This window comes from Streptomyces sp. GL_148, from assembly GCF_057834205.1.
In genome coordinates this window covers 2200657-2212609 of sequence record NZ_CM174396.1, presented here as the reverse complement: position 1 = coordinate 2212609, position 11953 = coordinate 2200657, and the positions used below count along the sequence as shown (strand labels likewise).

The window sequence follows — 11953 nt, the reverse complement described above, 5'->3', positions numbered from 1 at the left end:
GCCTTCCCACGTACGGAACGGGTGGTGCCGGGGGTGGAGGCGTCAGTTGTGGCCGAACTTCTTTTCCTTGCGCTTCCCGGCCATCTGCAGTGGGCTCGGGGCAGCCGGGGTCGAGCTCGAGGACGAGGAGTCCATCGAGCTCTTCACCGGATCCTGCGAAGCCGAGCGCTCTTCGGACTTGGCGGGCTGCTGGCGGTTCTTGTTCTTGGCCATGGGATGCCTCCGTGGGGGGTTTAGGGGCCAGGGCCGCCTTCACACTCACACAGGGCCGTAAACGGCGCATTTTGGATCATTACCGCGCGTAGTCGGGGCGCCTGCCGGGGGCTCTGAGAGATACGCCACGCCGATGATCGAGTTCCGGCCGTCAAGGCCGTCGCCGTCGGGCAGACTCGGGGAAACCGCGAAAGACACAGAGGACCCCCAGGGAAGAGGGTGGTACGCGTGGACCGCTGCGTCGTCCTGGTGGACGCCGGCTATCTGCTGGGCGCCGCCGCGAGCCTCCTCGCAGGAGAGCCGTCCCGCTCCCGGATCACCGTCGACCACGCCGCCCTCATCCAGGGCCTGCGCGAGCGCGCCGAAGCCGACACCGAGCAGCCGCTCCTGCGGATCTACTGGTTCGACGGCGCACCCGACCGGGTGCCCCAGCCCGAGCACCGCCGGCTGCGCGTGATGCCCCGCGTCACCGTCCGCCTCGGCGCCCTGACCCGCAGCGACGGCCGCTGGGCCCAGAAGGGCGTCGACGCGGCCATGCACGCCGAGCTCACCGAGCTCGCCCGCAACCGGGCCTGCTCGGACGTCGTGCTCGTCACCGGCGACGGGGACCTGCTGCCCGGCCTGATGTCCGCCAAGGAACACGGAGTCGCCGTCCACCTGTGGGCCGTCCAGGCCGCCGACGGGGACTACAACCAGTCCGAGGACCTCGTCGCTGAAGCCGACGAACGCCGCGTCCTGGACCGCACCTGGATCACCCGCGCCGTCCGCGCCCGCGACCTCACCGGACTCTGCGCCCCGGCGCCGGCCCCGCGCCCCGAGATCGCCGCCATCCTCTCCGCGCCGCTGCCCGAGGCCGCCCTCGCCGAAGCCGCCCGCGGCAACGGCAACGGACCCCGGCCCGCGGCCCCCATGGAGCCCGAGGAGGGCGGCGCCGCGGCCACCACCGCGGCCACCACCGCCAACGGCAAGACGGTCCCCACCCCGAAGGACCTCGCGGGCGCCCTGCGCGCCCCCGGCACCGCTGCGGCCGCCCCCGGGCCCGCCCAGGCCCTCGGCGCTGCGGCCCCGGCCGGCAGCGCCCTGCGGTGGTCCTCCGACAAGGGGTGGATCGACCGCGCCGGACCGCTCGGCGAGTCCGCCGAGACCGCCTCGCTGCCCACGCTCGCCCAGCTCACCTCCGCCGAACAGCGCTGGGCGGACCGCGAGGAGGACATCACCACCGTCGGCGGCGACCCCTTCGAGGTCGGCCAGGTGTTCGCCCGGCGCTGGATGGAACGGCTCCCGGAGACCGTGCACCTGCAGAAGCTCGCCACCATGTACCCGCGGGTCCCGCACCGGATCGACGGGGAGCTGCTGCGCTACGCCGCCCGCTTCGGGCTCCTCGCGCACAAGGACGACCAGATCGACGAGCACGACCGCTACGCCATCCGGGCCGGCTTCTGGCGCGAGATCGACGTACGGGCGGCAGCGGAGCACGTGGCCGGCGCCGGATCGGCGGCCGGCCCGGCCGCCACCCCCGGTGCCCCCGTGGCCCCCGCCGCGGAGGCCGTCGCGGCGGCCCCCGAGGCCCCGGCAGCCGAGTAGGGGCCGCAACCCCGTAGGCTGCTCCCTCGTGAGTACGGGGACAGCACAGGCGGATACGGACACGGCAGGGGCCGCGGGACCGGCCCCCGACGTGGTCTGCGCGGTACGCGACCTGGTCAAGACGTATCCCGCGGTACGAGGACGGCGCGGGGCCCCGGCCCTGCCCGAGACCCGTGCCACCGACGGGATCTCCCTGGACGTGCGGCGCGGCGAGATCTTCGGCCTGCTCGGCCCCAACGGCGCCGGCAAATCGACCCTGGTCCGCCAGCTCACCGGCCTGCTGCGGCCCGACTCCGGCTCGGTGAACCTGCTCGGCCACGACCTCGTGCGCCACCCCGACCGGTCGGCCCGGCTGCTCTCCTACCTCGGCCAGGAATCCACCGCCCTCGACGAGCTCACGGTCTCGCTGGCCGCCGAGACGACCGGCCGGCTGCGCGGGCTCGGCCTGCGCGAGGCGCGGACCGTACGGGACTCGGTACTGGAGGAGCTCGGACTGACCGGGATCGCCGGACGCCCCCTGAAGAAGCTGTCCGGCGGACAGCGGCGCCTCGCGTGCTTCGCCGCCGCACTGGTGGGGGAGCGCCCCGTCCTGGTGCTCGACGAGCCCACGACCGGCATGGACCCGGTGGCCCGGCGGGCCGTCTGGGCCGCCGTCGACCGGCGCCGCGCCGAGACCGGGGCCACCGTGCTGCTGGTCACCCACAACGTCATCGAGGCCGAGACCGTCCTCGACCGGGTCGCAGTCATCGACCAGGGCCGGGTCATCGCCTGCGACACCCCGGCCGGGCTCAAGGCCCAGGTGTCCGGAGAGGTCCGGCTCGAACTGGTCTGGCGCACCGCGCCGCCGCTGGAGCTCCCGGAGGTCGCCGCGCTCGCCGGGGCCGCCACCGAATCCGGGCGGCGCTGGGTGCTGCGGCTCGGACCCGACGAGGCGCGGACTGCGGTGGCGGCCGTGACCGGCGGCCCGGCCTTCGCCGCCCTCGACGATTTCACGCTGGCCACGCCGAGCCTGGAGGACGTGTACCTCGCCCTGGGCGGACGCACCTCGAAGGGACTGGTGAAGGCGTGAGCCCCACCGCCATCACCGCCACGGCTGCCGCCGCGGACGCACCCGTCACCGCCGTCGGCGTACTGGCGCCGCGCGCCCGGTTCTTCCCGGCGCTGGCCGCCGTCTACCGGGCCCAGCTGTCCCGCGCGCGGGTCTCGCGGATCCCGCTGCTGTTCGTGGCCACCTTCCAGTCCGTCGGGATCATGATCCTGATGCGGGGCGTGGTCGACGGGGGCTCCGAGGCGCGGGCCGTCGTCGCCGGTTCCTCCGTGCTGGTCATCGCCTTCGTCGCACTGAACCTGCTCGCGCAGTACTTCGGGCAGCTCCGGGCCGGCGGCGGGCTCGACCACTACGCCACCCTGCCGGTGCCGCCCGCGTCCGTGGTGCTGGGCGCGGCGGCCGCGTACGCCTCCTTCACGCTGCCCGGCACGCTGGTGACGGCCGTCTTCGGCAGCGTGCTGTTCGGACTGCCGATGGGCGGCCTGTGGATCCTGGCCGCCGTGGTGCCGCTGGCCGGGGCCGCCCTCGCCGGGCTCGGCGCGGCGCTGGGCCTGCTCGCCCCCCGGCAGGAGCTGGCCACCCTCGCCGGACAGCTCGGCATGTCCGCGGCCCTGCTGCTGGGCGTACTGCCGCCCGAGCGGATGCCGGACGTGATCGTCTGGGCACGGGACCTGCTGCCGTCCACGTACGGCGTGGAGGCGTTCGCCCGGACCTTCGAGCCGCACCCCGACTGGGCGGCGGTCCTGCTCGACCTCGGCATCTGCGCGGGGGTGGGGGTGCTGTCCCTCGCGCTCGCGACCTGGGCCTACCGGCGGGCAGCGGTCCGCTGAAGCCCGCCGGCGCCGATCGTTAAATCAAACACTTCCTGGCACGATGTGGGGGTGACCGAAGCCGTGACCCCTTATGACAAGCCCGACCAGCCGCCGTCGGAGTCCCCTTCGGCTGCGACAGCGGCTGCGGCCGCGCCTGCGTCCGAGCCCGCCTTTTCCCCGTCCGACATCCGCGACGGGGCCGCCATCGCCCTCCTGACCGGCGTGGCCGGCGTGCTCCTCGGGCTGCTGTGGGTCTGGCTCGCACCGCGCGTGCAGTTCGTCTCCAACGGCGAGGCCGTGTTCCTGCGGGACACCGAGAGCGAGGCCCGCATCGGGGCCGACGGCACCTTCCTGCTGCTGTCGGTGGGATTCGGCGTGCTGAGCGCGCTGGGCGTCTTCCTGTGGCGCCGCGGCGGGGGCGCCGCGCAGGTGGTCGGGCTCGCGGTCGGATCGGTCTTCGCCGCGCTGGTGGGCTGGCGCGTGGGCCTGTGGCTGGGCCCGTCCTCGGACCTGGTGGCGGCCGCCCGGAAGGCGGGCAAGGGAGTCCCCTTCGATGCCCCGCTGGAGCTGCTCGCGCACGGGGCGCTGCTCGGGTGGCCGATGGCCGCGGTGATCGTGCACCTGGCGTTGACGGCGCTGTGGGGCACGCGGGATCCCGCCCCGGAGCTTTCGGTTTGGCCGTCGGGGTATTACCAGGCCCCTGCGGGCCCTGCCGACTCCGCGGGTTCCCCGGACCCGTCCGGTACGGAGCCTCCGCGGCCGTAGCCCCGGCCGGGGGAGCGGCCCCGCAGCGCTTAGGTTCTAGTGGTCGTTGCAACACCCCAGTTCAAGGGGTGCGATGGACTTCGAGATCCGTAAGAGCAGGAAGCCTCAGGGGGCCCGGAAACTGACCCGCGAGCGGGCCGCATACTTCCAGCTCATGGAGCAGGGCTGCAGCACCCGGGAAGCGGCCCGCATCGTGGGCATCGATCTCCGCACGGGCAAGAAGTGGCGTAACGGCCAGAGCTCGCCCGGCAAGGGTCGCAGGGCGACTCCCCCGATCTACCAGGACCACGGACAGGCGTCCGGACTCCCGGCAGATCCCGGGGAGCCGCCCTTCCGGCCGTCGCGGTACTTGCAGGAGCACGACCGCGTCCACATCGCTGATCGGCTGCGCGAGAAGGCGTCGATCCGGCAGATCGCGGCAGAACTGGGCCGCAGTCCCTCCACGGTCAGCCGCGAGATACACCGCAACCGGCGCACCATGCCGAACGGCGGCTGGTACTACCGGCCCCACACCGCTCAGGCCCGTGCTGATGCTCGCCGGCCCCGTCCGAAGTCCGGCAAGATCGGCCAGAACATCGAGCTGCGGGACTTCGTCCAGGACCACCTCACGATGCGGTGGAGCCCCGAGCAGATCTGCCAGGCTCTGCGGGCACGGTTCCCCGACCGGCCGGAAATGCACGTGACCCACGAGACGGTCTACCAGGCCCTCTACGTCCAGGACCGCGGTGAACTGCGCCGGGAACTGACCCGGGCCCTCCGCACCGGCCGGGCCCGACGCCGTCCCAACCGCCACGCTCACAAGCGCGTCTCCCGCCCGGTCAAGGACATGGTCATGATCAGCGACCGGCCCGCCGAAGCCGAGGACCGGGCCGTCCCCGGCCACTGGGAAGGCGACCTCATCATCGGCAAGGACAGCCGGTCCGCCATCGGAACGCTGGTCGAGCGGTCCACGCGCTACGTGATGCTCGTGCACCTGCCCCGCGGCCACAGCGCCCTCGCGACCCGCAACGCTCTCGCCGCCACCGTCCAGACTCTCCCGCCGCATCTGTGGCGTTCCCTGACCTGGGACCAGGGCTCGGAGATGGCTGCCCACCGGGCATTCACCGTCGCCACCGACATCCCGGTCTACTTCTGCGACCCGGCAAGCCCCTGGCAGCGCGGGTCGAACGAGAACACGAACGGCCTGCTACGGCAGTACTTCCCAAAGAGCACCGACCTGAGCGGACACACGCCCGTGCACCTGGAGGCCGTCGCCGCCGAACTCAACAGCCGCCCACGCAAAACGCTCGACTGGGAAACCCCAGCCGAGCGCCTCGCTAAGCTACTCGATCTAGCCAGCTGACCAGCAGTGTTGCAACGACCCCTCGAATTCGCCGCGTTCCGGGGGCGTTACGCGCGGGCGATCGGGGCCGGAGTGGCTGCGGTCAGGGCGGTCAGGGTGGCCGGGGCGAGCTCGACCTCCAGGCCGCGGCGGCCAGCCGAGACGCAGATCGTGGGGAAGAGCGACGCCGAGGCGTCCAGGACCGTGCGCAGGCGCTTGCGCTGGCCCAGGGGGGAGATGCCGCCCAGGACGTAGCCCGTGGTGCGCTCCGCCAGGGCCGGATCGGCCATCGCCGCGCGCTTGCCGCCCACCGCCGCGGCCAGGGCCTTCAGGTCGAGGCTGCCCGAGACCGGGACCACCGCGACCACCAGCGAGCCGTCGACGTCGGCGAGGAGCGTCTTGAAGACCTGGGAGGGGGAGACCCCGAGGGCCTGGGCCGCCTCCTCGCCGTACGACGGGTGGGCCGGGTCGTGCTCGTAGGCGTGCACCGTGAAATCGGCGCCGGCCGCCGTCAGCGCCACGATCGCCGGGGTGCCCGTCGGCTTCTTCTTCGCCATCGTGCGCCGTCCGTCAGTTCGGGCTCGTCGGGGAGCGGGTGAGGTCCACGGCCGGGAGCGAGGGGAGGTGGCGGATGACGGCCGTCTCGGTGCGCAGCAGCTTCAGCTCCTCCGCGAGGCGGGTCGCCGTGTCCGGGGCCTGGAGCAGCCGCTGCTTCGCCGGGATGTCCAGCACCGCGGCCGCCGCGACCAGGTACGAGACCACCGACGGCTCGTCGGGGAGGTCCATGCCGGTCAGGGACCGCTCGCGGGCTCCCGCCAGGCGCTTCTGGTAGGTGCGGAACGCCCGCAGCACGCCCTCCGCCAGCGCGCCCGCGCCGTCGCCCGCGTCCTCCGGGAGCTCCTCCAGCTCCGCCACGAGGAAGGGGCCGGACGCGTCCACCGACAGCAGCCGGACCCGGACCGTGCCGGTCGCCATCACCTCGAAGCTGCCGTCCTCCCGCTCCCGGATCGATGCCGCGTCCGCGATGCAGCCCACCCGGTGGAAGGCCTGGACCGGGTCCGCGCCGAAACCGGCTGCCGGCCCGCGCTCGGGCACGGCCGTCTGGTCCGGCAGACCGGGTGCGGTCGGGGCGACCTCACGGCCGTCACGGATCGCGACGACCGCGAAGCGGCGGGGCTCGTCCTCTCCCGCCTTCAGCAGCTCGCGCATCATGGCGCGATAACGCTCCTCGAAGATGTTCAGCGGCAGGACGAGTCCCGGGAACAGCACCGAGTTCAGCGGGAAGAGGGGCAGGCGAACGGTGGTCACGAGGCACAGGGTAGTGGCCGTGGGCCGAGGATCGTTATCCCCGCCTCAGGACGCGGGAGGCTCCCGCCGCGACCGTCGTGGCCAGGATCCAGCCCAGGATGACCAGGGCCGCCGTGCCCCACTGCCAGCCGCCCCGCAGGATCCACTGGTCCTGCTGGCCGAGGTCGATCACCGGCAGCAGCAGGTCCAGCGCGAACAGCGCCGCGTTCCAGTCCGGGTGCTCCTCCGCCTTGAGCGGCGGCGGCTCGCCGTGCACCGCGAAGAGCGCGGCCCCGGCCGCCCACAGCACGGCCATCCACAGCGCCGCCCGCCCCGGCCGGTAGCCGTAGACCACCGTCCAGTCCTGGAGGTACCCCCACGCGCGCAGCGCCGGCGGCAGCGTCGCCCGTCGGCGCCGCTGTTTGGCCAGCAGCACCTCGCGGGCGTCCGCGTCCTCCCCGGAGGCCCGCAGGACCGCGGCGAGCCGCTCGTACGGTTCCGGGGAGTACTCGGGGGTGGCCGCCTCGACCCACTCCAGCCGGCGGGCCGGCGGGAAATGGCCCCGGGGCGCGAGGTTCTCGTACCCGAAGCCCTCGATGGACAGCCGGCCCGGGCGGGCCGGCCAGCTCGTGGCGGTGTCCACGAGCTTGACCACCTGTGAGCCCGACAGCACCACCCGGCCCCGCTCCGGCCGCTCGCCGACGAACCGCAGCTCCGGGGTGTGGATGCGGCGCAGCGAGACCTCCTGGTCCTCCGTGAGGGTGAACCGGGCCCCGTAGAAGTCCACGGCGTCCCCGAAGCGGCCGTCGTCCAGCCGCAGGCCGCCCCGGCACTCGAAGTGCTGCGCGGGCTCGCCCCGCAGCGGGGTGTAGCCCTGCCCGTAGGGGGGAGTGGAGGAGCCGGAGTCGCCCGAGGTGTAGTCCAGGGCGATGGAGGTCAGGTAGAGCGTGCGCTCCACGGTGAGCTGCGGGGCGTTCAGCGCCCGCTTCCCGGCCGGATTGCTCAGGCGGGCCCCGCGCAGGCTCATCGACACGCCGACCTTGGCGCCGCGCAGGCTCAGCTCCCCGTAGGTCCGCAGCAGCTCGCCCTGGAAGTCCTGCGCGACCGACATCCCGTCGGCGGCCAGGGCCCGCCCCTTGCCGTCGCGCTGCACGACCGCCTCGCTGATCAGCAGGTCGGTGCCGATCTGCGCGTCGGTCAGCCGGATCCCGCGCGCCACCCGGCAGCGCGGCAGGTGCAGGTCGCCCTCCGTCTGCAGGCGGGCCGCGTCGAGCCGGGGTATCGCGCAGTTGACCAGGCGCAGCGTGCCGAAGCGGGTCTCCGAGAGCTGCACCTCCCCGTCGAAGCGGCAGGACTGGAGCTCCACGTACGGGGTGACCGTGCCCCCGGAGAGGTCGAGGCGGCCGGTGATCCGGACGCCGCGCAGCTTCAGGGAGGCCACCCGGCCCGGCACCGGGCCCGGCCCGTGGAGCAGCAGCAGGGCCACCACGGCCGCGCGCACGCTGCGCTCGGGGCCCCAGACCCGGTCGGCGTGCGGATCGTCCCGCTCGGCGGTGCGGGTGCTGAGATCGCAGACGCTGCCGGTCCGGTACGCGTCCCACATGAGCCGCTCGGGGCCGGTGAGATCGGCCGGTTCCCCGTCCGGGCGTGCTTCGGCCATGGCGGCCCCCCTCCGCTCGTCCGCGCGGACGAGCGCCGCGCGGCCCCTCCCGCTTGTACGCGCGGACGAGCCGCGCGTACCTGCACGCTAGAGCGCCGCTGTGACATCGGGAAACGTCCGTGGCCTGTATCAGCCAGTGATACGGACGAACGGTGGCGCGAGGCGGTCTGAGAGAATTGCCAGGTGATCTCTCGTATCGACCTGCGCGGCGACACCCTCCCCGAGGGTGGCGCCCTGCGCGATCTGCTGCCCCGTGCCGAGTTCGACGTAGAAGCCGCCCTGGAGAAGGTGCGGCCCATCTGCGAGGACGTCCACCATCGTGGAACGGCGGCGCTGATCGAGTACGCGCGGAAGTTCGACGGGGTCGAGCTCGAGCAGGTCAGGGTGCCCGTCGAGGCGCTCAAGACCGCTCTGGACCAGCTCGACCCGGCCGTCCGCGCCGCCCTGGAGGAGTCGATCCGGCGCGCGCGGATCGTGCACCGCAGCCAGCGCCGCTCCGAGCACGTCACCCAGGTGGTCCCCGGCGGCACGGTGACCGAGAAATGGGTTCCGGTGGAGCGCGTGGGGCTGTACGCCCCGGGCGGCCGCTCGGTGTACCCGTCCTCGGTCGTCATGAACGTCGTCCCGGCCCAGGAGGCGGGCGTCGAGTCCATCGCGCTCGCGTCCCCGCCCCAGGCGGACTTCGGCGGCCTGCCGCACCCGACGATCCTGGCCGCGTGCGCGCTGCTCGGCGTCGACGAGGTGTACGCCGCGGGCGGTGCCCAGGCCGTCGCGATGTTCGCGTACGGCACCGAGGAGTGCGCCCCCGCGAACATGGTGACCGGCCCCGGCAACATCTGGGTCGCCGCCGCCAAGCGCTACTTCACCGGCAAGATCGGCATCGACACCGAGGCGGGCCCGACCGAGATCGCGGTCCTCGCGGACTCCACGGCCGACCCGGTGCACGTCGCCGCCGACCTGATCAGCCAGGCCGAGCACGACCCGCTGGCCGCCGCCGTACTGGTGACGGACAGCGAGGAGCTCGCCGTCGCAGTCGAGAAGGAGCTGGAGCCGCAGGTCGCGGCCACCAAGCACATCGAGGACCGGATCAAGCCCGCGCTGGCCGGCCGCCAGTCCGCGATCGTGCTGGTCGACAGCCTGGAGGACGGCCTCAAGGTCGTCGACGCGTACGGCGCCGAGCACCTGGAGATCCAGACCGCCGACGCGGCCGCCTGGGCCGCCCGCGTGCGCAACGCCGGCGCGATCTTCGTCGGCCCCTGGTCCCCGGTCTCGCTGGGCGACTACTGCGCGGGCTCCAACCACGTGCTGCCCACCGGCGGCTGCGCCTGCCACTCCTCGGGCCTGTCCGTGCAGTCCTTCCTGCGCGGCATCCACATCGTCGACTACACGCGCGACGCCCTCGCCGAGGTCACCCACCACGTGGTGACGCTGGCCGAGGCCGAGGACCTGCCCGCGCACGGCGCGGCTCTGAAGGCACGTTTCGGGTGGAAGGTTCCCCAGGCATGACCGGCACCACAGACACCACAGTCACCGCGGGCGCCACGGACGGCACTGACACCGCGGCCGTCATCGGCATCGACGACCTCCCCATCCGGGACGAGCTGCGCGGCAAGACCCCGTACGGCGCCCCGCAGCTGGACGTGCCCGTCCAGCTCAACACCAACGAGAACCCGTACGGGCTGCCCGAGCCGCTCGTCGCGCGCATCGCCGAGCGGGTCGCCGAGGCCGCCCGCACCCTCAACCGGTACCCCGACCGGGACGCCGTCGAGCTGCGCACCGAGCTCGCCGCCTACCTCACCCGTACCGGCAAGCACCCGGTCGCGCGGGAGAACGTGTGGGCCGCCAACGGCTCCAACGAGGTCCTCCAGCAACTGCTGCAGACCTTCGGCGGGCCCGGCCGCACCGCGATCGGCTTCGAGCCCTCGTACTCGATGCACGCGCTGATCGCGCGCGGCACTGGGACCGACTGGATCTCCGGCCCGCGCAACGAGGACTTCACCATCGACGTGGAGGCCGCCGAGCAGGCGATCACCGCGCACGCGCCCAACGTCGTCTTCATCACCTCGCCCAACAACCCCACGGGCACCGCGGTCGGGGCGGAGACGGTCCTGGCCCTCTACGAGGCCGCGCAGGCGGCCGGGCCCAGCCTGGTCGTCGTGGACGAGGCCTACGTGGAGTTCAGCCACCGGGACTCGCTGCTGCCGCTGATCGAGGGCCGCCCGAACCTGGTGGTCTCCCGGACCATGTCCAAGGCCTTCGGCGCCGCCGGCCTGCGCCTGGGCTACCTGGCCGCGCACCCCGCCGTGGTCGACGCCGTACAGCTCGTACGCCTGCCGTACCACCTGTCGGCCGTCACCCAGGCGACCGCGCTGGCCGCCCTGGAATTCACCGACACCCTGCTCGGCTACGTCGAGCAGCTCAAGGCCGAGCGCGACCGCCTGGTCACCGAGCTGCGGGGGATCGGCTTCGAGGTCACCGACTCCGACTCGAACTTCGTACAGTTCGGCCGGTTCGAGAACTCCCACACCGCCTGGCAGAAGATCCTCGACCAGGGCGTCCTGGTCCGGGACAACGGCGTACCGGGATGGCTGCGGGTCACCGCGGGCACCCCGGCCGAGAACGACGCGTTCCTGGAAGCGGTTCGCGCACTGAAGAAGGAGCAGCACGCATGAGCCGCATCGGACGGGTCGAACGGACCACGAAGGAGACCTCGGTCCTCGTCGAGATAAACCTTGACGGCACGGGCAAGGTCGACGTCTCGACGGGCGTGGGCTTCTACGACCACATGCTCGACCAGCTCGGCCGCCACGGCCTCTTCGACCTCACGGTCAAGACCGAGGGCGACCTGCACATCGACAGCCACCACACCATCGAGGACAGCGCGCTCGCGCTGGGCGCCGCCTTCAAGCAGGCCCTCGGCGACAAGGTCGGCATCTACCGCTTCGGCAACTGCACCGTGCCGCTCGACGAGTCCCTCGCCCAGGTGACCGTCGACCTGTCCGGCCGCCCCTACCTCGTGCACACCGAGCCCGAGAACATGGCGCCGATGATCGGCTCGTACGACACGACGATGACCCGGCACATCTTCGAGTCCTTCGTCGCGCAGGCCCAGATCGCCCTGCACATCCACGTGCCGTACGGCCGCAACGCCCACCACATCGTGGAGTGCCAGTTCAAGGCGCTGGCCCGGGCCCTGCGCTACGCCGCCGAGTTCGACCCGCGCGCCGCCGGGATCCTGCCTTCCACGAAGGGCGCCCTCTAGC

At 73.1% G+C, this 11953-nt stretch carries 12 protein-coding genes; 8 read left to right on the top strand and 4 right to left on the bottom strand.

From position 1 onward, the window contains the following. Positions 1–42: 42 nt before the first annotated feature. Entirely contained in the window at positions 43–213 is a 171-nt protein-coding gene (locus AC3IYI_RS10155; RefSeq protein WP_489409866.1) for a hypothetical protein, read from the bottom strand. Between the two features lie 228 nt (positions 214–441). Between AC3IYI_RS10155 and AC3IYI_RS10150 the strand changes: the two genes are divergently transcribed. From AC3IYI_RS10150 to AC3IYI_RS10130, 5 genes are all read left to right on the top strand, one after another. Continuing rightward, positions 442–1797 (top strand): NYN domain-containing protein, encoded by a 1356-nt coding sequence (locus AC3IYI_RS10150; RefSeq protein ID WP_489409865.1) that lies wholly within the window; start codon positions 442–444, stop codon positions 1795–1797. Positions 1798–1825: 28 nt separating this feature from the next. After that, positions 1826–2866: an ABC transporter ATP-binding protein gene (locus AC3IYI_RS10145; RefSeq protein WP_489409864.1), complete on the top strand. Its 1041-nt coding sequence runs from the start codon at positions 1826–1828 to the stop codon at positions 2864–2866. After that, on the top strand, positions 2863–3675 hold the full coding sequence (locus AC3IYI_RS10140; RefSeq protein WP_489409863.1) for an ABC transporter permease: 813 nt from the start codon (positions 2863–2865) through the stop codon (positions 3673–3675). The genes AC3IYI_RS10145 and AC3IYI_RS10140 overlap by 4 nt, the downstream gene beginning before the upstream one ends. Before the next feature lie 51 nt (positions 3676–3726). After that, the gene (locus AC3IYI_RS10135; protein WP_489409862.1) at positions 3727–4422 is read left to right on the top strand and encodes a hypothetical protein; all 696 of its coding nucleotides are present in this window, start codon (positions 3727–3729) and stop codon (positions 4420–4422) included. A 73-nt stretch (positions 4423–4495) separates the two neighbouring features. Continuing rightward, positions 4496–5764 carry an IS30 family transposase gene (locus AC3IYI_RS10130; protein WP_489409861.1) on the top strand — a complete coding sequence of 423 codons (1269 nt, stop codon included), beginning with the start codon at positions 4496–4498 and terminating at the stop codon, positions 5762–5764. A gap of 47 nt (positions 5765–5811) precedes the next feature. Here the strand turns inward: AC3IYI_RS10130 and ybaK are convergent, their stop codons facing one another. From ybaK to AC3IYI_RS10115, 3 genes are read right to left on the bottom strand one after another with little or no spacing between them, the layout of a single operon-like run. Beyond that, a complete protein-coding gene (ybaK, locus tag AC3IYI_RS10125; RefSeq protein WP_489409860.1) occupies positions 5812–6300 on the bottom strand; it encodes a Cys-tRNA(Pro) deacylase in 489 nt (162 codons plus the stop codon). 13 nt (positions 6301–6313) lie between these two features. After that, positions 6314–7051 (bottom strand): LON peptidase substrate-binding domain-containing protein, encoded by a 738-nt coding sequence (locus tag AC3IYI_RS10120; RefSeq protein WP_489409859.1) that lies wholly within the window; start codon positions 7049–7051, stop codon positions 6314–6316. A 34-nt stretch (positions 7052–7085) separates the two neighbouring features. Next, entirely contained in the window at positions 7086–8690 is a 1605-nt protein-coding gene (locus AC3IYI_RS10115) for an oxidoreductase (RefSeq protein ID WP_489409858.1), read from the bottom strand. A 183-nt stretch (positions 8691–8873) separates the two neighbouring features. Between AC3IYI_RS10115 and hisD the strand changes: the two genes are divergently transcribed. From hisD to hisB, 3 genes are read left to right on the top strand one after another with little or no spacing between them, the layout of a single operon-like run. Beyond that, complete coding sequence (gene hisD, locus AC3IYI_RS10110) at positions 8874–10196, top strand: histidinol dehydrogenase (RefSeq protein ID WP_489409857.1); 1323 nt, start codon at positions 8874–8876, stop codon at positions 10194–10196. Then, a complete protein-coding gene (locus tag AC3IYI_RS10105) occupies positions 10193–11362 on the top strand; it encodes a histidinol-phosphate transaminase (RefSeq protein ID WP_489409856.1) in 1170 nt (389 codons plus the stop codon). The genes hisD and AC3IYI_RS10105 overlap by 4 nt, the downstream gene beginning before the upstream one ends. After that, complete coding sequence (gene hisB / locus AC3IYI_RS10100; protein ID WP_215035049.1) at positions 11359–11952, top strand: imidazoleglycerol-phosphate dehydratase HisB; 594 nt, start codon at positions 11359–11361, stop codon at positions 11950–11952. Before AC3IYI_RS10105 ends, hisB begins: the two co-directional genes overlap by 4 nt. The last annotated feature ends 1 nt before the right edge of the window (position 11953 follow it).